Origin of the sequence: Actinoplanes awajinensis subsp. mycoplanecinus, from assembly GCF_001509495.1 — a bacterium.
Classification (GTDB): Bacteria; Actinomycetota; Actinomycetes; order Mycobacteriales; family Micromonosporaceae; genus Actinoplanes; species Actinoplanes palleronii.
The window spans coordinates 12,111-36,647 of sequence record NZ_LLZH01000145.1; the positions used below are offsets into that span (position 1 = coordinate 12,111).

Consider the following 24,537-nt stretch of genomic DNA (forward strand, 5'->3'; position numbering starts at 1 on the left):
GACAATGAGTGACAAGCCCCGGCTGCTGCCCGGACCGGATCACCCGATCACCATCACGCCGACCGGCAAGCGGGTCGTGGTGACCGTCGCCGGCAAGGTGGTGGCCGACACGCAAGACGCGCTCAGCCTGCAGGAGTCGACGTATCCGGCGATGCAGTACGTGCCGCTCGCCGACGTCGACCGGTCGCTGCTGACCCGCACCGAGACCCGGACGTACTGCCCGTACAAGGGTGACGCCGGGTACTACTCGGTCACGGTCGACGGCCACACCGTGGTGGACGCGATCTGGGAGTACGTCGCGCCGTACGACGCGGTCGCGCAGATCAAGGACCACGTCGCGTTCTACCCGGACCGGGTGGACAGCATCCAGGTCGGGTGACTAATCAGCGCGTAGTGCCGAGCGGACCGCTGCCAGCTGGTAGCGGTCCGTTTCGTACGGCGTGTAGAGCGAGATGCGGTCGATCGTCGTACCGAATCGGTCCTTGAGCCCGGCCGCGACCGTCGCCGGATCGCCGGCCACCGCGAACGTGTCGAGGACCTCGTCGGTGACCTCGGCGGCCATCGCGGTCCAGTCCTGGCGGCGGGACAGCACGTTGAGCCGGTCGGCCAGGTCACCCCAGCCGTGCACCTCGAGCACCGGACGGTACGCCGGAGTGGAGGCGTAGAACGCGATCTGCGCGCGCACCGCCTGCTCGGCCCGGGAGCGTTGTGCCTCGTCGGCGCCGAGCACCACCATCGCGCCCAGCCCGATGGTGAAGCCGTCGAGTGAGCCGCCGCGTGCCGCGCGCACGGCCGGCAGGGTCCGCTCGGCGAGGTACGTGACGCTGGTCAGCGGGTGAGCGAGCAGCCCGTCGGCGACCCGCCCGGCCACCGCGGTCATCAGCTCACCCACCGCGGCCAGCTCGATCGGCGGGTTGCCGTGCGGGTTCGGGCCCGGGTCGAAGAACTCGGTCATCAGGGTGTGCTTGTAGAACTCGCCGCGGAACATCAGCCGCTCGCCGGTGGCCCAGGCGTGCCAGATCGCCCGCAGGGCGGCCACGAACTCCTCCATCCGCGCCGCCGGCCGGCTCCACGGCATCGCGAACCGGCGCTCGATGTGCGGCTTGACCTGGGAGCCGAGCCCGAGCCGGAACCGGCCCTCGGAGATCAGCCGCAGGTCGTTGGCGAGCACCGCCACGGTCATCGGGTTGCGGGCGAACGCCACCGCGATCGCGGACTGCAGCGAGATCCGTTCGGTGGCCCGGGCCACCAGGGCGAGCGTGGTGAAGACGTCGTGCTTGGTCTCCGCCGCCCCGAAGCCGTCATAACCGACCTGCTCCGCCGACACGGCCGCGGCTTCCGCCTCGGCCGGGGACGCCGCCACCGGCGCGGTGAAGTCAACAAACATCCCACAGTGATAACACCAGGACGATCCAGGAAAAACCTCAGGGGTACGCCACGGCGGCCCGGATCGCCGCCGCCATCGTCTCGGTGGTCACCGCGCGCAGCAGGTCCAGGTCGACGTCCGCGGTCAGCTCGCCGGTGGCCAGGGCGACGACGGCGTCACCGTCGTAGCGGGAGTGCGCCGGGTGCAGCGCCCTGGCGAAGCCGGTGTGGCCGCTCTGCGCCAGCAGATGACAGTCGTTCTTGGTCAGCTTCGCGTCGGTGAGCACCACCGCGATCGTGGTGTTCGCGCGCTGGAACGGCATGGCGGCCTGGTACGTCTCGGCACCGCCGAAGAACGGCCGGCCGTCCGGGGCGAGCACGTCGCCCCACGCGTTGACCACGACCAGGGCGGTCACCCGGGCGGGGCCGGCCCGGCCGTCGGCGCGGCCAAGCCCGCCGGGGTCGGCACGGCCGCGCCACGTCCCGGTGTGCGCGCCCGCGCCGGCCCCGGTGGCGCCGGTGCGGAACTCGTCGCCGTCCAGGGCCGCGAGCGCGGCGGCCCGGCCGGCCTCGGCGGTCGGCGGCGTCCCGGCCACCGAGCCGTCGAAGATCGACATGCCGACCACGATCGGGACCGGGCCGAGCGCGGTCGGGAAGCCCAGGCCGCGTTCGCGCAGCAGGGTCATCACACCGTCCGCGGCGGCCAGGCCGAACGCCGAGCCTCCGGAGAGGACGACCGCGTCCACCCGGTCGACCAGGCGGGCCGGGTGCAGCAGGTCGAACTCGCGGGTGGCCGGTGCGCCGCCGCGCACCTCACCGGACCCGACGGTGCCGGGCGGCGGCAGGATCACGGTGACGCCGGTGCCGTCGCCGGTCCAGTTCCCGGCGTGCGCGGAGAGCAGCTGCGGTTCACTCACCGGCCCAGCCTAGAGACCCCGGCTGGATCTCAGGGGTGCCTCAAGGGCTCCGAGACACCCCTGAGAGCCAGCCGGAACCCGCAGGCGCGCCACGGCCCGGAGCGACAGCGACCTCGCGCGGCGGCCGGCAGCCCGCAGGCGCGTCGTGGTCCGGGACGAGCGGGCCTCGCGCGGGACCGGCCCGGGGCGTGGCTCGTAGCCTGCGGCGGGGCGCTCGGTATCCGTACCGGAAAGGTTTTATCGGATCTTGCGGAGGGTGCGGCGGCCGGCGAGCAGGGCGGTCCCGCCGAGGACTGCCGCGAGGGTCGCCGCGGCCAGCAGCACGCTGAGCGCCGACGGCCAGGACGGCCGGGGCAGCGGGGACGGGTCCAGACCGGCCAGCGGCAGCGCCCACCCGGTCGCCGCCCAGCCGGCCAGGGCGATCACCACGCCGACCGGCACCGCACCGGCCACCAGGACCGGGTACGCCCACAGCGCCGCCCGTCGCATCGCGCCCCGGCTCAGCCCCTGCGCCCGCAGCGCGGACAGGTCCTCCACCTGCCGGTCCCGGCCGGCCGCGGCGGTCAGCACCAGCACCCCGGCGGCCAGGATCGCGACGAGGGCGGCGACCAGCCCGGCGTATCCGAGCGCGACGGCCGGGCCCTGCCGGTCCAGCCGTGCGGCCGTCTGCCCGGCCCGGATGTCGGCGGTGACCTCCAGACCCTGCGCGGCCAGCCGGTCGAGCACGTCGGCGGGCGCCTTCGCGGAGAGCCAGACCTGGGCGCCGGGCGTGGGCGCGCCGTCGGCGGACACCCGGTCGGCGTACTCCAGGTCGATCAGCGCGGCGGGCGCGCCCACCCCCGGTACGGCCGGCAGCCGACCGGCCACCGTGACCGGGACCTGGCGATAGTCGAGTCCGGTCACCGAGCCGGGCACGTACGTGCCGGTGGCCACGATCGGCAGTGGCCACGGCACGTCGGCCGGCTGCACCAGCAACCCCTCCGGCAGACCGTCCAGACTGGTCACGTCGATCCGCAGCCCGTCCGGGGCGGCGCTGAGCCGGCCGCCCTCGGTGACCCGCCAGGCCGCCGGGTCGCCGCTGCCCCAGCCGTGCACGGTGAGCACGCCGTGCACGCCCAGGACCGCGTTGCCGCCGGCGATCCGCAGCGCGTTCAACCGGCAGCCCTCGGCGCACCCGGCCGCCGAGTACGTGTAGGTGTGCCGGCCCGGGTCGATCACGCCCATCGGCGCGACCACGTCCGGCCCGTGGCCGTCGGCCGGGGTCAGCACCGCGTCCATGCTGACCCCCTTGCCGTGCTCGAAGTCCGCGGCGGTCACGTCCAGGGTGACGGTCGCGCCGCGGGGCGCCTCCAGCGGCGCGGGCGCCTCCGGGTGCAGCGCCGCGACGATCTCGTCCGGGTCGGCGGCGCCGCCACCGGGCCAGCTGGCCACCGCGGGCAGCCGTGACGAGTCGACGCCGAGCAGCGGCGGCTCACCGGGGGTCTGGGTGATCCGGACCGCGGCCATCGCGAACGCGCCGTCCGGGTCGACCGCCCGCACCGCGGCGAGCAGCTGGTTGCGGCCGGTGTCCCGGATCGACAGCACCCGGTCGGCGCCGGTGCCCAGCCCGGCCTCCACCTGCCGGCCGCGGGCCGCGACGTCGGACGCGGCGACCAGGTAGCAGCTCACCGCGACCGCCGCGACCAGCAGCGCGAACACCCGGCCGGTGGACGGCCGGCGGGACAGCAGCAGGCCGGTCAGGCCGGGGCCGAGCCGGCCGCGCTCCAGCGCGCGGTGCCCGGAGCGGGCGGCCAGCGGGCGCAGGGCGCGCGCCACCAGCAGGGCCAGGGCCAGCATGACCAGGGCCGGGGCGGTCGCGCCGACGCCGACCAGGTCGCCGCCGCCGAGCGCGAGCTGCACCGCCGCAGCGGCCGCGAGCGCGCCGATCAGGATGTCCACGGTGAGCCCGGCCCAGCGGCCCGGTGCCGGGGCGCGGCGCAGCAGCTCGCTGACCGGGCGCAGCATCGTCGCGCCCTGGGCGAGCAGCACGGCCAGCACCACGGCGGCCGCGGCGAGCGGGGCGTAGACGAACGACCCCGGGTGCGGGTCGGCGCCCACCCCGGGCCAGCGGACCGCCACCACGGCGTCGACCAGCCACTGCCCGGCCAGGGCACCGGCCACCGTGCCGGCCAGCACCGCGACCAGGCTCTCCCCGGTGGCCAGCAGCCAGCGGTGCGGACGGCGGGCACCCCGCAGCGCCAGCACCGCGGTCTCCGGGCGGCGGACCTCGGCGACGGCCGCGACGGCGAGCAGGATGGCCAGGCAGGCCAGCACGATCAGGGCGACGGCGGGGACCGGGACGATCCGGCCGGCCGTGGTGCGCCCCTCGTCGATCCGGGCCATCAGCGCCGGCATCTGCGACTCCAGCCGCAGCCCGGCACTCGTCGTACCGGGGACGGAGAGGTCGGCGCCCAGGTCGGCGACGGTCGCGCCGAGCCGGTCGAGGGCGGCGCGCAGAGCCGGCAGGCGATCCACGTCCAGGGCGCCCGGCCCGGCCCAGCCGTCCACGCCGAGCTCGGCGTCGCCGTGTTCCATCAGGGCGAACGTGGTCTGGTCGGTGAACGCCGGCTCACCCGGGGCCAGCTCGTCCGGCGCGAAGTAGCCGTGCGTGCCCCAGTACGCCTCGGCCGGGTCCGGCACCCGGTAGACGCCGGCCACGAAGAACCGTTTCGGGGCGCCGTCCGCGGTGTACTCCATCACGTCCGGGTCCTTGCTGAACACCGCGTACGACAGCGACACCGACTGCCCGGCGACCAGCTTCAGCCGTGTCGCGGTCTGCTCGCCGAGCACCACGTCACCCTCGCCGAGCAGGCACCGCCCGGTGACCATGACCAGGTGCGCGCAGACGTCCTGCCGCTGCACCAGCCGGGTCCGGCGCCGGTCGTCCCGTTCGAGGCCGACGGTGGCGAACTCGGCCGAGTACGCGTACCGGAACCCGGGCAGGTCGACGAGGCTCACGCCGGTGGTGGAGAGGTCGACCCCGCCGCCCGGTCCGGTGCCGGCCGCTCGATGGTCCTTGTCGTCGGCCCGGATGCTGACCGTCCGCTCGGCCGGTGCGGCCTGCGCCACCTGCCCGGCGGCCACCACCCGGCCGGCGGCCCGCAGGTAGGCCGGCGCCGCGACCGCCGGTGCGACCGCGAACGCGGCCAGCACGGCCAGGACCAGCGCCGGACCGCGCCGGGCCCAGACCATCGCGAACACCAGCGCGATCATCGGGGTGTCCCCTCGGTCCGGGTCCGTTCGACGGCCGCGGTCAGCCAGCCCAGCACCCCCAGCACCAGGAACCCGGCCAGTGCGGCGCCGAGCAGCGGCAGCCAGCCGAGCGCCTCGGGTGGTGGCAGCAGCCGCCAGCCGTCGGCGAAGAACGACGCCGGCTCACCGACCACCCGGCGGGCCACCAGCGCGGCCAGCACGCCACTCGCGGTGCCCGCCACGACCAGGGCGAACGGTCCGAGGTGGCGGGTCGCGGCGGCCGTCGACGCGGGCAGCCCCTGCACCCGCAGGGCCCGCGCCGAGGCACGCTGCGGGGCCCGGTCGACCGCGGCCGCCACCGCGCCCGCGGCGGCCGCGGTGAGCAGCGCGATCACCGCGCAGAGCAGGGCGAACGACCCGGCCGGCGCGGTGCCCCGGCCGGGCGTGCGGCCGGCCCGGGCGGTGACGGTCTCGTCGGCCAGCACGATCAGCCCGGCCCCGGTCAGCCGGTCGACGACGGCGGCCGGGGTGTCACTGGTCAGCCACACCTGGGTGATGCCGGTGGCGCCGGTCTCGGCCGCGATCCGGCGTACCGCGTCGAAGTCGGTGAGCACCCCGGTGGCGCCGAGCACCGGCAGCGCGGCGACCTCCGCGGTGACCCGGGCCGGGACCTGACCGGCGCCGAGCACGTTGATCGCCGGTTCGCCGAACCGCCACGCCACCGGGATCGGCCCGGCCAGCAGCAGGGGGAGGGGGAGGGTGGCGTCCACGGCGTACAGCCGGTCGGCACCGCTCTTGACGGCGGTGCGGCCGGCCGCGACGGTCAGGCCGCCGGCGCCACCGGCCAGTGCCAGGCCGGCGTCCGAGGTGGCGGTCCGCCAGCGGGTCGCGTCGCCGAACCGGGCCGTGCTGAGCAGGTCGGTGTCCGGGTCGCGTCCGCGGAGCGAGTGCAGGGTGATCGGTTCCGGTGCGGGCGCTCCGTCCGGGCCGGGCGGGCTGGGGATCTGCCAGCGGACCAGGCGGCAGCCGCCGGCGCAGCCGGTCACCGGCCGGGTGACGGTGTGCTCGCCGGGCGGCACCGGTCCGAAGCCGACGGTCACCGTGGCGCCGGTGACCTCGTCCTGCAGGATCGCGTCGACGGTGGCCGGGGCGGGACGGTCGTTGCGGACCCGCAGCACCAGAGCGTGGCCGGTGATCAGCGGGACGGCGTCGACGGCGGCCGGTGGCTGCGGGCGCGGGCCGAACTCGGGGCACCACACGCCGACCGCGGCGAGCCGGGCGGTGTCCACCACGACGACCGGCGGGCTGGCGGTGCGGTCGACGGCGGCGGCCATCGCGTACCGGCCCTGCGGGTCGGCGACCGCGACCGCGTGCCGCAGCGCGGTCCAGTTCTCCGCGCGGACGGTGAGCACCCGTGCGGCGCCGAGTTCGGCCTCGGCCCGCGCGGTGTGCGCGTCCCGGTCGGCGGTGGCCGCGCCGGTCGTGCCGGCCAGCATCGCCACCGCGACGGCGAGCAGCGCGCACACCCGGTCCAGGCCGGCCAGCCGGGACATCCGGACCGCGGTCAGGCCGAGCCGCAACCGCCCGGCCCGCAACGCGGCGCCACCACCCCGGTCCGCGGCCCGGATCAGCAACCGGGCCAGCAGCACCGCGACCGCGACGGCGACCGCGAACGGGGCGATCGCGCCGACGCCGGCGTCCGGGCTGCCGGACCGGGCCTGGTAGCCGGCCGCGATCGCGACCGCGATCACCAGGAGGTCGGCGAGCAGGGCCGCCCGTCCGCTGCGGGCAGTGGGCACCTCGCGGTTCAACAACACCACGGGGGTACGGATCAGCAGCAGGTCCGCCACCACCAGCGTGCCCAGCGCCCCGAGCAGCACGGCCAGCACCGCCCCGATCGCCCAGGCGGCCGTGACCACCCGCTCGCCGGCGACCGGCGCCCCGGCCAGCAGCCATCCGGCGCCCGCACCGGTCAGCAACCCGAGCAGGCCACCGGCCAGCAGCGGGGCCAGGTGCTGGCCGGAGAGCAGGGCCAGCAACCGGGATCGGCTGCCGCCGCGGAGTTTCGCCCAGGCCGCGTCGCGCCGCCGGTCCCGGGCGGTGTACCGGCCGGCCAGCGCGATCGCGTACCACCCGAGCAGCAGCACCGGGACCGCGGCGAGCAGGACGGCCCGCAGCAGCCGCTCCCCCGCCTCGGCCAGGACGGCCCGCAGCGGCCCGGTCGGGTCGGTGATCTCGCCGAGCGCGCCGGCCCGGGCGACCAGGTCACCGAGGTCGTACCCGCCGTCGCCGCGCATCAGCGGCACCGGCACCTCGGCCTACCAGGCGAGGACCGGCTGGCCGAGCGCGGTGCCGGTGAACGTCGGCGCGACCGTGAAGATCGGGTCGAGGCCGCTCTCCACCTTGAACAGCGGGTCGGTCCAGTACCCGGTGGACGCGTCGCCGATCGTGTAGATCCCGGTGACCCGCAGCGGGATCGGCACGCCCTCGGAGTTGACCGCCACCCCGATCGTCCCGCCGGGCCGGACGCCGAGCCGCCGGGCGACCGGTGCGGTGATCGCGGCGTCGCCGGCCACCGCCGGGCACGAGCCGGTGATCCGGACGTGCGCGCAGAAGCCGTCCCGGTAGTCGACGTTGACCTTGTCGGGGGTGCCGGCCGGGTCGGTGGTGCTCATCGCCCGGCTCAGCCCGAGCACGCCGTCCGCGCCGGGCATCGGCAGGTCGCGCCGCACCGATGCGCCGAAGGCGCGCAGCGCGGCGTCCGGGTCGCCGCCGGTGTCACCGGGGCGGTGGACGTAGAGGGTGCGCTCGGCGGCCGGGACGCCGGCGACGACGCCGGCCGAGGCGTGGGCGGTCGCGGTCAGCGCGTACCAGGGCGCGGCGGCGGCCACCGCGGCCGGCAGCGCGGTGAGCACGAGCAGCGCACACGCCTGAGCGGCCCGGGAGCGCACCGCGCCCCAGAGGATCGTGAACATTCCCCCGTCTCACCCCCTGGAACACACCTTCACGCTCCCCGGCCCGGAAGGCACGCCCCAACGATCAGACCGTTACCCCTCTGATATCGACGGCCTCAACGATCGTGCGGTAAAGCTTCCTGTTCATCCGATGCGCCAATTCGGGCTCCGGCCGGGGCAGCACGAATGGTGATCAACCTGCCACCCTGTGTCGATGGCCGCGCCCCGTCACAGTGCACAGCCCCGCAGCCGCCGCACCCCGGCCGAGCCCGGCACCAGCCGCTCCCCCGCCGAGCCCGGCGCCCATGCCGTCGAGGTCTGGTCCGGCACCCGCCGCGACCAGGCCGATTCCGGCACCCGCCGCGAGCCGGCCGAGTCGCCGGCCGGGCGTCCACGCTGGACGGATCCGGCGGCGTCCCGGCCCGGGCAGCTCGTCTGGCAGCTCGTCACCGTGTGGGTGCTGGGCGGCTGCGCCCCGCTCGTGCTGGCCGGCATCACGCGCGGCTTCGACCTCGGCGGCGGCGTCGCCGTCCTGGCCACGGTCATGCTCGTGGTCGCCGCGCTCGGCGCCGTCGCCCTGCTCTACCTGCTGGCCCGGGCCACCTCGGTGGTCACCCCGCTGGGCGCCACCCCGGCCCGCCGCCTGCTCTGGGCCGCCCTGATGATCGGCGGCGGCACGATCGCCTGGCTGGCCGGCCGGGCGATCGTCAACGCGCACGACCTCGGCATCCTGCACAACGGCCGGCTGACCGTCCTGCTCGGCGGCGCCGTGATGCTCCCGGTCGCGGCCCTGCTGACCCGCGGCTGGTGGCTGCGCACCCCGGCCGCGCTGATCCTGCTGGTCCTGGCCGGCTCCGGCCTGGTGGCCTTCCGCGACAGCGGCCCCTCCGAGATCGACCTGCGCCTGGCCCACACCGGCTGGACCCGCGACCAGCTGCGCGTCGTCACCATCCCCGGCTACCAGCCGACCCACCAGAGCTTCGGCCTCGGCTCCGGCGGCGACGAATACCGGGCGACCGGCGCCATCCTGAACAGCTCCTCGGTGACCGGCCGGATCCGGCTGGTCGCCACCCTGCTCCCGATCGAGTGCCAGCTGACACCGGACTGCCCCGGCTTCGCCCACCCGCTGCTGCCCCCGACCGGCCCGTCCACGTTCCTCGGCACCGCCTGGGGCATCGACGAGACCGACCCGCCGAACGCCGCGATCCGCGACGGTGACCTGATCCTCGAACTGACCGGCGGCCCCGGCGTCACCTCGGCCCAGCTCCGCACGGCCGTCGCCACCGCCCGCCGGGCCACCGACGCCGAGGTCCTGACCGCCCTGCCGGAGTCCGCCGCCCCCAACCCCGCCGAAGCCCTCCGCCGCTGGCTCCGCAACCACACCTGACCCACCCCTGCTGCCGCGAGGGCGGGCGGTCTCGCGGAGGCACGGGCGGGACGCGGCTCGGAGCCTGCGGACGGGACTCCCCGCTCGTACCGGAAAGGGGTCTGCCAGAAGGTCGGTAGGTTGAGCGGTATGAGCATGCGTTTCGGGGTTTTCGTGCCGCAGGGCTGGCGGATGGACCTGGTCGAGATCGACGATCCGGTGGAGCAGTACGAGGCGATGACCGCGGTGGCCAAGCTCGCCGACGCCGGCCCGTGGGACAGCGTCTGGGTGTACGACCACTTCCACACCGTGCCGGAGCCCACGGTCAACACGACGTTCGAGGCCTGGACGGTCAGCGCGACGCTGGCCCGGGACACCAGCCGGGTGAAGATCGGGCAGATGGTCGGGTGCAACGGCTATCGGCAGCCGTCGTTGTACGCCAAGATCGCGTCGACGGTGGACGTGGCGAGTCGCGGGCGGCTCTACGCCGGGCTGGGCGCCGGGTGGTACGAGCACGAGTGGAAGGCCTACGGCTACGAGTGGGCGGACGTGCCGGAGCGGATGCGGGCGTTCCGGGAGGCCGTCGAGATCGTCCACAAGATGTGGACCGAGGAACAGCCGGTGTTCCAGGGCAAGCACTACCGGATCGACGGGGCGATCAACCAGCCGAAGGGCGCCGGGCAGCGCAAGCCCGACCTGTGGCTGGGTGGCGGCGGCGAGAAGGTGACGCTGAAGCTGGTCGCGAAGTACGCCGACGGCTGCAACATCGGCGGCGGTGACCCCGAGGTGATCCGGCACAAGCTGGACGTGCTCCGCCGGCACTGCGACGAGCAGGGCACCGACTTCGACCGGATCGCCAAGTCGACGAGCCTGAACCTGGAGCCCGGCGAGTCCACCGCGGCGATCCGTGAGCGGGTGGAGCGGATCGCGGAGGCCGGCGCGGACTACGTGATCGCGTACATCCCGCGGGTGGCGTACGAGCACGAGCCGCTGCTGGCGTTCGCCGACGAGGTCATCCCGCAGTTCTCCTGACCGTTCGCGCGAAAGGGGGAGCCGAGACCGGCTCCCCCTTTTTCGTGTGGATGAGGTGCGTCACCAGGCGTTCCCTGATCACAAAGCGCCCTCCGCCACCCGCCATCCGGCCCTGACCAGCGGCTCCCTTTCCTGACGCGTTCCAGGGAGCGCTCTCCGGAACTTTCGGGACTTCGACCGGAAGCGCTCCCAGGGCAAAACCGCAGCCAGCGCTTAACCGGTTAACCGAAAAACGGCGGTTTCCAGCGTGCAAAACCGACACTCCGGCATGGCATGATTTCGGTGCCGGGCCCGGAAGTTGCAGGCATGAGATGTCCCCACAGGCATTGCACCCCGGAGGTAAGGAGTGCACCCCCATGGTCGTCGGCAAGCAGCGCGTCACCATCGCGTCCATCGCGGAATCCGCCGGAGTCTCGGTGCCGACCGTCTCGCGGGTGCTCAACGGGCGCTCCGACGTCTCGCCGCAGACCCGTGAGCTGATCGAGCGATTGCTCCGCGAGCACGACTACCGCCCCCGGAACTCTCGGCATTCCGGACGCGCCCGGCTGATCGACCTGGTCTTCAACGACCTGGACAGCCCGTGGGCCCTGGAGCTGGTCCGCGGCGTGGAGGACGTGACCCACGCGGCCGGCGTCGGGACCGTGGTGTCCCAGGTGCACCGGCGGACCACGGCGACCCGGCAGTGGCTGCAGAACCTGCGTGCCCGGGCCTCCGACGGCGTCATCTTCGTGACCTCGGACGTGGCCGAGCCGGTGCACAGCGAGCTGCACCGGTTGCGCGTGCCCGTGGTGATCATCGATCCGGCCGGTGGCGCGGCCACCGACGTGCCGACGATCGGGGCGACGAACTGGTCGGGCGGGCGCACGGCCACCGACCACCTGATCGGGCTCGGACACCGGCGGATCGGGTTCATCGCCGGGCCGAAGGATCTGCTCTGCAGCCGCGCCCGGCTGGACGGCTTCCGCGCCGCCATGGAGGCCGCCGGGGTGCCGCTCGACCCCGACCTGATGGAGCAGGGCAACTTTCTCAACGAGTCGGGTTTCCAGGCCGGTGGCCGGCTGCTGGACCGGCCCGACCGGCCCACCGCGATCTTCGCGTCCAGCGACCAGATGGCGTTCGGGGTCTACGAGGCGGCCCGCCGCCGCGGCCTGCGCGTGCCGGACGACCTGAGCGTCATCGGTTTCGACGACCTGCCGGACGCCTGCTGGGCGTCCCCGCCGCTGACCACGATCCGTCAGCCGCTCGCCGAGATGGGGTCGCTCGCCGCGCGGACCGTCCTGCGGCTGTCGCGCGGCGAGACCATCGAGACCCCGCGGGTGGAGCTGGTCACCAAGCTGATGGTGCGGGAGAGCACCGCGCCGCTGGCCGCCACCCGGGGCCACACCCCCGAGTAGCGGCCGGCGGCCGCGCGGCCTACTTGCCGAAGCCGGCGGTCAGACCGCTGAGCAGCTGACGGCGGCCGATGATGTAGAGCGTCAGGATCGGCAGGGTGGTCAGCACCACCGAGGCCAGCACGGCCGGGATGTTGACGCTGTACTGCCCCTGGAAACTCGCCAGCGCGAGCGGCAGGGTGCGCTGCTCCGGGCTCTGGGTCAGGATCAGCGGCAGCAGGAAGCCGTTCCACACCTGCAGGCCCTGGTAGATCGTGACGGTCACCAGCGCCGGCCGGGTCAGTGGCAGCGCCAGCCGCCACAGCGTGCCCCACTCGGTGGCGCCGTCCATCCGCATCGACTCGAAGAGCTCCTTCGGCACGTCACGGATGAAGTTGGAGAGCACCAGCACGGAGAGCGGGATGGCGAACGCGATCGACGGCAGGATGATCGCCCCGAGCGTGTCGTACATCTCCAGCTTGATGATGATCAGATAGACCGGGATGATCACCGCCTGCAGCGGGATCGCCAGCCCGAGCAGGAAGATCGCATTCGCGGTGCGCAGGAACCGGCTCACCGCGCTGCCCCGGACGATCGCGTACGCGGCCATGAAGGACACCGCGACGGCCGGGATGATCGAGCCGAGCGTGACGATCACGCTGTTGAAGAAGTACCGGACGAAGTGGTTCTCCAGCACGAACCGGTAGTTCTCCAGCGTGGGGCTGACCGGCGGTGCGAGCGGGTTGGTCCCGTAGTAGTCGGCCTGCGCCTTGAAACTGGTGATCACGATCCAGTAGATCGGGATCACCACGATCAGCAGCCAGAGCCAGCCGGCCAGGCCGCCGGCCCAGTTGAGCTGGGACAGCTTGGAACGCCGGCTGCCCGAGGGCGGCGACACCTTGGCCGATCGGCCGGGCGCCCGGGTGTCGAGCACAGTGGTCATGATCAGGCTCCTTCCAGCTGACTCTGCGACGCGTCGCGGCCACCGAGCCGGCGCAGCAGCAGAGCCAGACCCAGGCCCACCAGGACCAGGATGACAGCGATCGCGCTCGCCGGGCCCATCAGGTTGGACCTGAATCCGGTCACGTACATGTCGACCGCGAGCGCGCGGGTCGCGTCACCGGGGCCACCCGCGGTGAGCACCCAGATCAGGTCGAAGAAGGTCAGCGAGCCGACCACCATCAGCGTCGACGATGTGATGATCGTGTACTTCAGCTGCGGCAGCGTGATGCTGAAGAACTGCCGGATCCGGCCGGCGCCGTCGATCTCGGCGGCCTCGTACATCGAGGCCGGGATCTGCCGGATGCCACCCTGGTAGATCAGCGAGTGGAACGGGATCCACTGCCAGGACACCACGAAGATCACCACGCCGACCGCGAGGGTGCTGTCGCCGAGCCAGTCCTGCTGGAGGAACTCGACGCCGAGGCTGGCGCCGAGGCCGAAGTTCGGGTCCAGCAGCATCTTGTAGGTGATCGCGATGGCGGCCTGGCTGAGCAGCAGCGGGATGAAGAAGAGCACCGCGAGGACCGTGCGGTACCGCTTGTGCGCGGCGATGAAGACGCCGAGCAGGATCGAGAGCGGGGTCTGCGCCAGCCAGGAGAGCGCCATGATCAGGAAGGTCACCCAGATCGCGTGCGGCAGGCCGGGGTCGCTGAGCACGGTCTTCCAGCTGTCCAGCCCGGTCAGGCTGAGCTCCGGGCTGATGCCGTTCCACGACGTGAAGCTGAGTGCCAGCACGCCGAAGAGCGGCAGGATCCCGAAGATCGTGAATGCCACGAGCGCCGGCCACGCCATCCAGGAGACGGAACCGCTCCCCCCACCGCGGGAAGCGGTGGAGGGAGCGGTCCGCACGACAGGCGGTGCGATCGTCATTTGCCGATGACCGCGTTCATGTTGGTGGCGAACTGCTGCGGCGTCACCTGCAACTGGAACAGCTTGGCGATGTTGTCCAGCAGCGTCTCGGCGGACGACGGGCTCAGCGCCTGGTCCCAGGACTGACCGAACGCGGCGGCCTTGGAGGAGACGTCGAAGACGAAGTTCAGGAACTCGGCGTCCGGCGAGGCGGCCAGCTTGGCCTTCGCGTCCTGCACGATCGGCACACCGCCGGTCTGGATCCAGCCCTCCTGCTCGGTGTCGTCGAGCAGGCTGGTGAAGAACTTCTTCGCGGTCTCCTTCTGGTGCTCGGAGGCCTTCGAGTAGATCGACAGGTACTGGCCGGCGTTCCCGTACGTGTTCGTCGGGTCGCCCTTGCCGCCGTCGACCGCCGGGAAGTTGAAGAAGCCGAGCTTGCCGTCCTTGATGAAGTTGCCGCCCTCGGCCTTGATGATGCCGTAGGACCAGCTGCCGTGCAGCTCCATGGCCGCCTTGCCGCGGTAGAGCAGCGCCTGGTCGGCGTTCGAGTCGGCGGTGATCGACGAGAAGCCCTTGATGAAGCCCTTCGCGTTGACCAGTTCCTGGGTCTTGGTCAGGGCGTCGATCGCGGCCGGGTTGTTCCAGGCGTCCTTCTGGCCGCCGTAGACGGCGTCCATCACCTCGGGGCCACCGATCCGGTCGAAGAGGAACTCCAGCCACATCATGTTCGTCCAGCGGGACTGCCCGCCGAGCGAGAACGGCGCGATGCCCTTCTCGTTGAACTTGGGCAGGATGCTCATCAGCTCGGCCCAGGTCTGCGGCGGGGCCGCCACACCGGCCTTCTCGAAGGCTTCCTTGTTGTAGAGCATCACGATCGGCTGCACGGTCTCGCACGGCATCGCGTAGATCTTCTTGTCGATCGTGGCCGGGCCGAAGGACGCCTTGAACAGACGGTCCTTGACGGCGGCGTTCTGACCGAACCAGTCGGTCAGGTCGTCGACCTGGCCGGCGTCGACGTAGCTCTTCAGGCCGCCGCCGCCCCAGCCCCAGATGATGCTGGGGGCCTGGCCGGCGCCGAGCGAGGTCTTCAGCTTGTCCTTGTAGGCGTCGTTCTGGATCGCGGTGACCTTGATCTGGTTGGCCGAGTTGGCCTTGTTGAACCGATCGACCGCACCCTGCCGGATCGGCTCTCCGGGCGGGCCGCTGAGGAACCAGTAACCGGCGGCGTCCTTGTCACCGGAACCGCCACCGCTGGAGGAGTCGCCGGGGCCCGACTTGCCGCACGCGGCGAGACCGGTGGCCGCGGCGGCACCCGCGGAGAGACTCAGAAAATTCCTGCGCTTCACGCTTATTCTCCGTACTCGAAGCAAGCCGCGCCGAAGCGCGGTGGGTGATTTAGCGATGGCGACGGCGGTCACCGAGTTCCGGAACTTTCGAGTGACAGCCGCAAATTAACGCGAGGTTTCGTTAACGTAGGGTTTCGCTGTGACAGGTGTCAAGACCCTTGCCGTAACCGTGCCCGGAGCGCGAGAGTAGGCAGCGTCGGCAGGCATTTTCAGAACGTCGGCGCGCACGCCAAGGCCCCCGAAAGTTTCGGGGGGACCCCCGGAGGAAACGTTGACTACTGAACAGGTGACCCAACCATGGCGTAACCCGGCATTGCCGGTAGCCGACCGGGTCGAAGCGCTGCTCGCCGAGATGACCCTCGAGGAGAAGGTCGCACAGCTCGGCAGCCGCTGGGTCGGCAACGACATGGGCGACACCGGCGAGGACGACGGGTACGACCCGGAGGAGCAGCACAACGTCGCCCCGATGCAGGACGTCTTCGCGGCCGGCGGCAGCGTCGCGCTCGAGGACGCCGCCCGGCACGGCCTCGGCCACCTGACCCGGGTGTACGGCAGCGTGCCGCTCACCCCCGCGGAGGGCGCCACCGAACTGATCCGCCAGCAGCAGATCGTGATGGGCAGCCGGCTCGGCATCCCGGCCCTGGTCCACGAGGAGTGCCTGACCGGGTTCACCGCGTTCGGCGCCACCGTCTATCCGGCCGCACTCGCCTGGGGCGCCACCTTCGACCCGGAACTGATCGAGCGGATGTCCGCCGCGATCGGCCGGGACATGGCCGCGCTCGGCGTGCACCAGGGCCTGTCCCCGGTGCTCGACGTGGTCCGCGACTACCGGTGGGGACGGGTCGAGGAGACCATCGGCGAGGACCCGTACCTGGTCTCGATGCTCGGCTCGGCGTACGTGCGGGGGCTGCAGAGCTCCGGGGTGATCGCCACCCTCAAGCACTTCGCCGGCTACTCCGCCTCGCGCGGCGCGCGCAACCACGGCCCGGTGCCGATGGGCCGCCGCGAGCTGATCGAGCTGATCTTCCCGCCGTTCGAGACCGCGGTCGCCGACGTCAGCCGGGGCGGCGGCGGGGTCGGGTCGGTGATGAACTCCTACTCCGACGTCGACGGCGTCCCGGCCGGCGCGGACTCCTGGCTGCTCACCGAGGTGCTGCGGGACGAGTGGGGATTCACCGGCACCGTCGTCTCGGACTACTGGGCGGTCCCGTTCCTGGCCACCATGCACGGTGTCGCCGAGGACAACACCGACGCCGGCGCGCAGGCCCTGGTGGCCGGCATCGACGTGGAGCTGCCGGACACCATCGGGTTCGGCGCCGGGCTGATCGAGCGGGTGCGCCGGGGCGAGGTGCCGGAGGCGTACGTCGACCGCGCGGCCCGCCGGCTGCTCACCCAGAAGGCCGAGCTCGGCCTGCTCGACGAGGGCTGGACCCCGGAGGCGTCGGTGCTCGCCGCGCCGCTGACCGACCTGAACGCGCCGGAGAACCAGCAGATCGCGATCGACCTGGCCGAGCGCTCGATCGTGCTGCTGGAGACCGGTACCGCGCTGCCGATCACCGAGCCGTTCCGGATCGCCGCGATCGGCCCGTGCGCCGACGACGCCCGCACCTTCCTCGGCTGCTACGCCTTCCCCAACCATGTGCTCCCCCGCTACCCCCAGCTCGGCCTCGGGCTGGACATCCCCACCGCGGTCGACGGGCTGCGCGCGGAGTTCCCGGCCAACGAGATCACGTACTCCCGAGGGTGCGACGTGAACGGCGACGACCGCACCGGTTTCGCCGAGGCGGTCGGCAACGCCCGGGACGCAAACCTGGCCGTGGTGTTCGTCGGCGACCTGGCCGGCCTGTTCGGCAAGGGCACCTCCGGCGAGGGCTGCGACGCCGAGGACCTGCGGCTGCCCGGCGTGCAGGCCGAGCTGATCGAGGAGCTGCTGGCCACCGGCACCCCGGTCGTGGTGGTGGTGGTCTCCGGCCGGCCGTACGCGCTGGGCGCGCTGGACGGCCGGGTCGCCGGGCTGGTCCAGGCGTTCATGCCCGGTCAGGCCGGCGGGCACGCCATCGCCGGGGTGCTCAGCGGGCGGATCCAGCCGACCGGGAAGCTGCCGGTGCAGATCCCGCGGCACCCGGGCGGGCAGCCGGGCACGTACCTGCAGCCGATCCTGGGCGCCACGCACAGCGGGGTGAGCAACCTCGACCCGACACCGCTCTACCCGTTCGGGCACGGGCGGTCGTACACCACGTTCGCGGTGGACGAGCTGCGGGTGGACGCGGAGACGGTGCCGACCGACGGGGAGTTCGCGGTGACCGTACGGGTGCGCAACACCGGCGAGCGCGAAGGCGCCGAGGTGGTGCAGCTCTACCTGGCCGACCCGGTCGCCCAGGTCACCCGTCCGGTGCGCCAACTGTCCGGTTTCCATCGCATCGCGCTGGCCGCCGGCGCGGAAGCCGACGTGACGTTCCGGGTGCACACCGACCGGACCGCGTTCGTCGGCCGCGACTTGCGGCGCGTGGTGGAGCCCGGTGACCTGCGGATCCTCGTCGGCACCTCGGCCGGGGACCTGCCGTGCACGGCCTCCGTCCGGCTCACCGGCCCGGTCCGCGAGGCCGGTCCGGAGCGCCGGCTGGTCACTCCGGTGGAGGTGCGCACCCGCTAATCGTGACCGGCGGTCACCGCTCGCCTGCGGAACCGACACTAGGCTGAACCGGTGCCCCGACGCATCAAGGACGACGAGCGGCTCCGCCGGTTCGAAGCCGTCACCGATGCGGCACTCTCCCGTCTGGACGTCTCGGACCTGCTCGACGAGTTGCTCGACCGGGTCCGGGACCTCCTGGACGTGGACACCGCGGCGATACTGCTTCTCGACGAGCACGCCCAGCAGCTCGTCGCCACCGCGGCCAAGGGGCTCGAGGACGAGGTCCGGGCCGGGTTCCGGGTCGCCGTCGGCACCGGTTTCGCCGGGCGGGTCGCCGCGCTCCGGCGCCCGGTCCGGCTGGCCGACGTCACCCCGGAAGACGTGGTCAACCCGATCCTGCTGCAGAAGGGGATCCGGTCGCTGCTCGGCGTACCGATGATGGTCGGCACCGACCTGGTCGGCGTGCTGCACGTGGGGACGCTGAACCCGCGCCGCTTCGGCGCCGACGACGTACGCCTGCTGGAACTCGTCGCGGACCGGGCCGGAGCGGCCGGCCGGATCCGGGCCGACAAGCTGGACCAGACGGCGGCCCTGGCCGTGCAGCGCAGCCTGCTGCCGGCCCGGCTGCCGGAGATCCCCGGCGTCGAGCTGGCCGCGCGGTACGTCCCCGGGCACGCGTTCGGCATCGGCGGCGACTGGTACGACGTGTTCACCCTGCCCTCCGGCTGGCTGGGCATCGTGATCGGCGACGTCTCCGGGCACGGCCTGGCCTCGGCCGTGGTGATGGGCCGGGTCCGCAGCGCGCTCCGGGCCTACGCGCTGATCTGCGACGGCCCGGCCGAGGCGCTCACCCTGCTGAACCGCAAGGTGCACCACTTCGAGGCGGGCAGCCTGACCACCGCCCTGTACGCCATGATCAGCCCGGACCGGGACCGGATCCTGGTCTCCTCGGCCGGCCACCCGCGCCCGGTGCTGGCCCACCCGGACGGCCCGGCCCGGCTGGCCGCCGTGCCGGTCGACCCGCCGCTCGGCATCGGCCGGCCGGCCACGAAACGGCGCAGCAGCGTCCTGGAGTTCCCGCCCGGCGCGCTGCTGCTCTGCTACACCGACGGTCTCGTGGAACGCCGGGATCAGGTGATCGATACCGGATTGCGGCGCCTGGTCGGCCTGGTCAGGGCGGACAATGCGGAGACGGTCTGCACCACGGTGATGACCACGGCCGGCGCCGAGCCACCCGGCGACGACGTGGCCGTGCTCGCGGTCCGCCGGCACGCGTAAGCACACACACTCGTAACACGGAAAAATGTCTGCACCCCCTTGTCCGCCACGGATTCAGCGGAAAAGATGGGGCCGCATGCACTGATACCACAGTTGGAGGCCGGATGACCGCCAAGCAGGTTCTGCACAATTTCGTCGGTGGCGCCGCGGTCGCGCCCGCCGAGGGCCGGTACGCGGACCTGATCGACCCGTCCAGCGGCGAGGTGTTCGCGTCCGCCCCGGTCTCCGGCGCCGAGGACGTGGACCGTGCGATGACGGCGGCCGCCACGGCATTCGACCAGTGGCGCAACACCACGCCGAGCGACCGGCAGCGCGCGCTGCTGAAGTTCGCCGACGCGGTCGAGGCCCGGGCCGACGAACTCGTCGCCGCCGAGTCGCAGAACACCGGCAAACCGCTCGGCCTGACCGCCAGCGAGGAGCTGCCGCCCGCGGTCGACCAGATCCGGTTCTTCGCCGGTGCTGCCCGGCTGATCGAGGGCCGCTCCGCCGGGCAGTACCTGAACGGCTACGAGAGCTACGTGCGGCGCGAGCCGGTCGGGGTCTGCGCCCAGGTCACGCCGTGGAACTACCCGCTCATGATGGCGGTCTGGAAGATCGCTCCGGCGCTGGCCGCGGGTAACACCGTGGTGCTCAAGCCGTCCGACACCACCCCGGTGACCAGCGTGCTGCTGGCCGAGATCGCCGCCGAGTTCCTGCCGGCCGGCGCGTTCAACGTGGTGCTCGGCGACCGCGGCACCGGCCGTGCGCTGGTCGAGCACAAGACCCCGCAGATGGTGTCGATCACCGGCTCGGTGCGGGCCGGCATGGAGGTGGCCGGCTCGGCCGCCGCCGACCTCAAGCGCACCCACCTGGAGCTGGGCGGCAAGGCCCCGGTCGTGGTCTTCGAGGACGCCGACATCGAGGCGGCGGCCGCCGCGATCGCCGAGGCGGGCTACTTCAACGCCGGCCAGGACTGCACCGCGGCCACCCGGGTGCTCGTCGCCCCGGCCGTCTACAAGGACTTCGTGGCCGCCCTCGCGGCGCAGGCCCGTGGGATCAAAACCGGTCAGCCGGACGACGAGGACGTGCTCTACGGCCCGGTCAACAACGCCGGCCAGCTGGCCCGGGTCTCCGGTTTCATCGACCGGCTGCCCGACCACGCCTCGCTCGAGGCGGGTGGCGCCCGGGTCGGCGACCGCGGCTTCTTCTGGTCACCGACCGTGGTGGCCGGGCTGCGCCAGGACGACGAGATCATCCAGAACGAGGTGTTCGGCCCGGTCATCACGGTGCAGCAGTTCACCGACGAGGACGAGGCGGTGCGCTACGCCAACGGCGTCGACTACGCCCTCGCCTCCAGCGTGTGGACCAAGGACCACGGGCGCGCGATGCGGATGACCCAGCGGCTCGACTTCGGCTGCGTCTGGGTCAACTGCCACATCCCCCTCGTGGCCGAGATGCCGCACGGCGGTTTCAAGCACTCCGGGCACGGCAAGGACCTCTCGGTGTACGGCCTCGAGGACTACACCCGGATCAAGCACGTCATGCACCACGTGGGGGCCTGATGACCTCCTCCGAGGAGCTGCACAAGCGGCGGCTCGCCGTGGTGGCCCGCGGCGTGGGGTCCACGATCTCCGCGTACGTCGACCACGCCGGCGGCGGCACGCTGACCGACGTCGACGGGCGGGAGTGGATCGACTTCGCCTCCGGTATCGCGGTCACCAACGTCGGCAACGCGGCGCCCCGGGTGGTCGAGGCGGTCCGTGCCCAGGTGGAACGGTTCACCCACACCTGCTTCATGGTCGCGCCGTACGAGTCGTACGTGGCGGTCTGCGAGCAGCTGGTCGACCTGACCCCGGGCTCGTTCGAGAAGCGGGCGGCGCTGTTCAACTCGGGCGCCGAGGCGGTGGAGAACGCCGTCAAGATCGCGCGGCACGCCACCGGGCGGCAGGCGGTGGTGGTGTTCGACCACGCGTACCACGGCCGGACCAACCTGACCATGGCGCTGACCGCGAAGAACATGCCGTACAAGCACCGGTTCGGTCCGTTCGCGCCGGAGGTGTACCGGGCGCCGATGTCGTACCCGCTGCGCGACGGCGGGCTGGACGGCGCCGAGGCGGCCCGCCGGGCGATCGACGTGATCGAGAAGCAGGTCGGCGCGAGCAACGTGGCGGCCGTGCTGATCGAGCCGATCCAGGGTGAGGGCGGCTTCGTGGTGCCGGCGCCGGGCTTCCTGCCGGCGATCGCGGCATGGGCGTCCGAGGCCGGCGCGGTGTTCATCGCCGACGAGATCCAGACCGGGTTCTGCCGCACCGGCCAGTGGTTCGCCAGCGAGCACGAGGGCCTGGAGCCCGACCTGATCACCACGGCCAAGGGGATGGGCGGCGGGCTGCCGATCGCCGCCGTGGTCGGCCGGGCCGAGCTGATGGACGCGGTGCACGCCGGCGGGCTGGGCGGCACGTACGGCGGGAACCCGGTGGCCTGTGCCGCCGCCCTCGCCGCCATCGAGACCATGCGCGAGCTGGACCTCGACGCGGCCGCGAGACACATCGAGTCGATCTTGACAACGGCTCTCAGCGAGATCGCCGGGACGGACGACGGCATCGCCGAGATCCGCGGCCGGGGCGCGATGATCGCCATCGAGCTGGTGAAGCCGGGCACCATCGAGCCCGACGCGGCACGCACCGCGGCGGTGTCGAAGGCCTGCCACGAGGCCGGGCTGCTCACGCTGACCTGCGGCACCTACGGCAACGTGCTCCGGTTCCTGCCGCCGCTGGTCATCCCGGACGAACAACTGCGCCGCGGACTCGACCTCCTGACCATCGCACTTCGGGACAACTAGGACGTTCTTTGCCGGACCATGTCCCCACAGGGAAGAATCGCGCCGTGAGCGACGTGGCCCTGGACGAGATCAACAAGCAGATCATCGATCATCTACAGCAGGACGGGCGGATGTCGTACGCCACCCTGGCGAAGACGATCGGGCTCTCGGAAGCCGCGGTGCGCCAGCGCGTACAGCGGCTCCTGGACAACGGCCTGATGCAGATCGTTGCGGTGACCGACCCGCTCACCCTGGGTTTCGCCCGGCAGGCCATGGTGGGCCTGCGGGTGAACGGCGACCTCCGGGAGATCGCCGACAAGCTCGCCTCGATCCCCGAGGTGGACTACGTGGTGATCTGCGCCGGACGGTACGACCTGCTGGTCGAGCTGGTCTGCACCGACGACGAACACCTGCTCGACCTGCTCAACGAGAAGGTACGGGTGATCGAGGGCGTCGCCGCCGTCGACACCTTCATGTACCTCAAGCTCGCCAAACAAACGTATGCGTGGGGAACCAGGTAACCATGAGCTTCTGGCTGGAATCGCTCGGTCCGATCGAGCGGCGGTCCCCGCTGCCCGGTGACCGGGATGCCGACGTCGCGATCGCGGGCGGCGGCTTCACCGGCCTCTGGACGGCGTACTACCTGGCCAAGGCAGATCCCACGCTGCGCATCGTGATCCTCGAGGCGGAGTTCTGCGGGTTCGGCGCGTCCGGCCGCAACGGCGGCTGGGCGTCCGGGCTGTTCCCGGTCTCCGAGGCCAAGCTGGCCCGCACGTTCGGCGCCACCGCGGCCAAGGCCATGCACACCGCGCTGGCCGACGCGGTCGACGAGATCGGGCGCACCGGCATCGAGTGCGACTACGCCAAGGGCGGGGTGATCTCGCTGATCCGGACGCCCGGCCAGCTGCGGCGCGCCCCGCAGGACGCGCTGGACGCCGACGCGGCCCGGGCGATCTGCAACGCCTCCGGGGTGCTCGGCGGCGTCTACAGCGAGCACTGCGCCGCGCTGCACCCGGCCAAACTCGTCCGTGGCCTGGCCGCGGCGGTCGAGCAGCTCGGCGTGACCATCCACGAGGGCACCAGGGTGCGGTCGCTGCGCCGCGGCGAGGTGGTCACCGAGCACGGCACGGTGCGGGCCGGCACGGTGGTCCGGGCGCTCGAGGGCTACACCGCCGAGCTGGCCGGGCACCGCCGCGAGCTGGCACCGGTCTACTCCCTGATGATCGCCACCGAGCCGCTGCCGGCCGAGGTCTGGGACCGAATCGGGCTGCGCCGGCGGGAGACGTTCAGCGACGAGCGCCGGATGATCATTTACGGCCAGCGGACCGCCGACGACCGGCTGGCGTTCGGCGGCCGGGGCGCGCCTTACCACTTCGGGTCCCGGGTCCGCCCGGAGTTCGACCGGGTGCCGGCGGTCTTCGGCAAGCTGCGGCACACCGTCAAGGAGCTGTTCGGGATCGACGTCCCGGTCGCGGCCCGCTGGGGCGGCCCGCTCGGCATCCCCCGCGACTGGATGCCCAGCGTCGGCCTGCGCGACGGCGTGGCCTGGGCCGGCGGCTACGTCGGCGACGGCGTCGCGGCGACCAACCTGGCCGGCCGTACCCTCACCGACCTGATCCTGGGCCGCGAGTCCGAGCTGACCGCCCTCCCCTGGGTCGGCCACCGCTCCCGCCGCTGGGAACCGGAGCCGGCCCGCTGGCTCGGCATCAACGGCGGCTTGCACGGAACCGCCCTGCTGGACGCTCTGGACCGCTGACCACTCCCGGTCACCCGGACTTCCGACCGCGCCTATTCGGTACGACTACGGAGCGCACGTCCGCAGGCTACGAGCCACGCTCACTGGTGGTCTCGCGCGACACTGCGGCCCCCTCCGGACCGTGGTGCGCCCACCGATCCCGGCTGGCGCTGAGGGCTGCCTCAACCCCCGCGAGACAACCCTGAGCACCAGCCGGAGCGGTGAGCCGGCGGGAGACGCGCACCGGGGCGGCCGGTTAGACGGCGCAGTGCTGGTCGTGCTGGTGCGGGCCGTTGTCGAGCATCTCCTGGATGGCGGCCAGCAGCTGATCGTTCGGGCACGGCTTGAGCAGAACGGTGCAGACCTCGGCCTCGGCCGCGCGCGGGTCGCCCGGGGTGAGCTGGCCGGTCAGGATGGCCACCGGGATCTGGCCCACCTCGGGGTGGGCGCGGACCGCGCGGATCAGCTCCCAGCCGTCCATCCGGGGCATGCCCAGGTCGGTGAGCAGGGCGTCCGGATGCTTCTCCAGGATCATCTCGAGGGCGGCCTGCCCGTCCGGCGCGCGCAGCACGGTCAGGCCGGCCCGCTTGCACACCCGGGCCAGGACAGTGGCGATGTCCTCGTCGTCCTCGGCGATAAGCAGTACGGCCATGCCGTCAGCAT

General features: G+C 72.8%; 19 protein-coding genes. 10 read left to right on the top strand and 9 right to left on the bottom strand.

The genetic code is table 11. The annotated features are described in order from the left end of the window. Nucleotides 1-4 precede the first annotated feature (4 nt). Entirely contained in the window at nt 5-379 is a 375-nt protein-coding gene (locus ADL15_RS17695) for a DUF427 domain-containing protein (protein ID WP_067691866.1), read from the top strand. On the opposite strand, the gene ADL15_RS17700 is transcribed toward ADL15_RS17695, so the two are convergent. From ADL15_RS17700 to ADL15_RS17720, 5 genes are all read right to left on the bottom strand, one after another. After that, nucleotides 380-1,387, bottom strand: coding sequence for a TIGR03617 family F420-dependent LLM class oxidoreductase (locus tag ADL15_RS17700; protein WP_067691869.1), 1,008 nt, complete (start codon nt 1,385-1,387; stop codon nt 380-382). Between the two features lie 37 nt (nt 1,388-1,424). Next, nucleotides 1,425-2,282, bottom strand: a complete 858-nt coding sequence (locus ADL15_RS17705; protein ID WP_067691872.1) for a P1 family peptidase — start codon at nt 2,280-2,282, stop codon at nt 1,425-1,427. A gap of 237 nt (nt 2,283-2,519) precedes the next feature. Continuing rightward, a complete protein-coding gene (locus tag ADL15_RS17710; RefSeq protein ID WP_067691875.1) occupies nt 2,520-5,534 on the bottom strand; it encodes an FtsX-like permease family protein in 3,015 nt (1,004 codons plus the stop codon). Next, nucleotides 5,531-7,810: an FtsX-like permease family protein gene (locus tag ADL15_RS17715; protein ID WP_338025546.1), complete on the bottom strand. Its 2,280-nt coding sequence runs from the start codon at nt 7,808-7,810 to the stop codon at nt 5,531-5,533. Before ADL15_RS17715 ends, ADL15_RS17710 begins: the two co-directional genes overlap by 4 nt. 21 nt (nt 7,811-7,831) lie before the next feature. Then, complete coding sequence (locus ADL15_RS17720; protein ID WP_067691880.1) at nt 7,832-8,488, bottom strand: hypothetical protein; 657 nt, start codon at nt 8,486-8,488, stop codon at nt 7,832-7,834. A 193-nt stretch (nt 8,489-8,681) separates the two neighbouring features. On the opposite strand from ADL15_RS17720, the gene ADL15_RS17725 reads away from it, so the two are divergent. The 3 genes from ADL15_RS17725 (at nt 8,682) to ADL15_RS17735 (ending at nt 12,259) form a co-directional block, all read left to right on the top strand. Further along, nucleotides 8,682-9,854: a hypothetical protein gene (locus ADL15_RS17725; RefSeq protein WP_157441440.1), complete on the top strand. Its 1,173-nt coding sequence runs from the start codon at nt 8,682-8,684 to the stop codon at nt 9,852-9,854. A 129-nt stretch (nt 9,855-9,983) separates the two neighbouring features. Beyond that, complete coding sequence (locus ADL15_RS17730; protein WP_067691885.1) at nt 9,984-10,865, top strand: LLM class F420-dependent oxidoreductase; 882 nt, start codon at nt 9,984-9,986, stop codon at nt 10,863-10,865. Between the two features lie 356 nt (nt 10,866-11,221). After that, nucleotides 11,222-12,259: a LacI family DNA-binding transcriptional regulator gene (locus ADL15_RS17735; protein ID WP_067691888.1), complete on the top strand. Its 1,038-nt coding sequence runs from the start codon at nt 11,222-11,224 to the stop codon at nt 12,257-12,259. Between the two features lie 19 nt (nt 12,260-12,278). Here ADL15_RS17735 and ADL15_RS17740 read toward each other — a convergent pair whose 3' ends face one another. From ADL15_RS17740 to ADL15_RS17750, 3 genes are all read right to left on the bottom strand, one after another. Further along, nucleotides 12,279-13,178, bottom strand: a complete 900-nt coding sequence (locus tag ADL15_RS17740; protein ID WP_198170846.1) for a carbohydrate ABC transporter permease — start codon at nt 13,176-13,178, stop codon at nt 12,279-12,281. Nucleotides 13,179-13,180: 2 nt separating this feature from the next. Then, nucleotides 13,181-14,029 (bottom strand): carbohydrate ABC transporter permease, encoded by an 849-nt coding sequence (locus ADL15_RS17745; protein WP_067691894.1) that lies wholly within the window; start codon nt 14,027-14,029, stop codon nt 13,181-13,183. 74 nt (nt 14,030-14,103) lie between these two features. Continuing rightward, entirely contained in the window at nt 14,104-15,432 is a 1,329-nt protein-coding gene (locus ADL15_RS17750) for an extracellular solute-binding protein (protein ID WP_067691897.1), read from the bottom strand. A 271-nt stretch (nt 15,433-15,703) separates the two neighbouring features. Here ADL15_RS17750 and ADL15_RS17755 point away from each other — a divergent pair, with 271 nt between their 5' ends. From ADL15_RS17755 to ADL15_RS17780, 6 genes are all read left to right on the top strand, one after another. Next, complete coding sequence (locus tag ADL15_RS17755; protein WP_067691901.1) at nt 15,704-18,085, top strand: glycoside hydrolase family 3 N-terminal domain-containing protein; 2,382 nt, start codon at nt 15,704-15,706, stop codon at nt 18,083-18,085. Between the two features lie 51 nt (nt 18,086-18,136). Beyond that, entirely contained in the window at nt 18,137-19,342 is a 1,206-nt protein-coding gene (locus ADL15_RS17760; RefSeq protein ID WP_067691904.1) for a PP2C family protein-serine/threonine phosphatase, read from the top strand. A 104-nt stretch (nt 19,343-19,446) separates the two neighbouring features. Then, nucleotides 19,447-20,883 carry a gamma-aminobutyraldehyde dehydrogenase gene (locus ADL15_RS17765; RefSeq protein ID WP_067691907.1) on the top strand — a complete coding sequence of 479 codons (1,437 nt, stop codon included), beginning with the start codon at nt 19,447-19,449 and terminating at the stop codon, nt 20,881-20,883. Continuing rightward, nucleotides 20,883-22,160: a 4-aminobutyrate--2-oxoglutarate transaminase gene (gene gabT / locus ADL15_RS17770; RefSeq protein WP_067691910.1), complete on the top strand. Its 1,278-nt coding sequence runs from the start codon at nt 20,883-20,885 to the stop codon at nt 22,158-22,160. Before ADL15_RS17765 ends, gabT begins: the two co-directional genes overlap by 1 nt. 44 nt (nt 22,161-22,204) lie before the next feature. Then, complete coding sequence (locus ADL15_RS17775; RefSeq protein ID WP_232344186.1) at nt 22,205-22,660, top strand: Lrp/AsnC family transcriptional regulator; 456 nt, start codon at nt 22,205-22,207, stop codon at nt 22,658-22,660. A gap of 2 nt (nt 22,661-22,662) precedes the next feature. Continuing rightward, entirely contained in the window at nt 22,663-23,895 is a 1,233-nt protein-coding gene (locus tag ADL15_RS17780) for an NAD(P)/FAD-dependent oxidoreductase (RefSeq protein ID WP_067691916.1), read from the top strand. A 235-nt stretch (nt 23,896-24,130) separates the two neighbouring features. On the opposite strand, the gene ADL15_RS17785 is transcribed toward ADL15_RS17780, so the two are convergent. After that, nucleotides 24,131-24,526 carry a response regulator gene (locus tag ADL15_RS17785; protein ID WP_067691919.1) on the bottom strand — a complete coding sequence of 132 codons (396 nt, stop codon included), beginning with the start codon at nt 24,524-24,526 and terminating at the stop codon, nt 24,131-24,133. Nucleotides 24,527-24,537 lie beyond the last annotated feature (11 nt).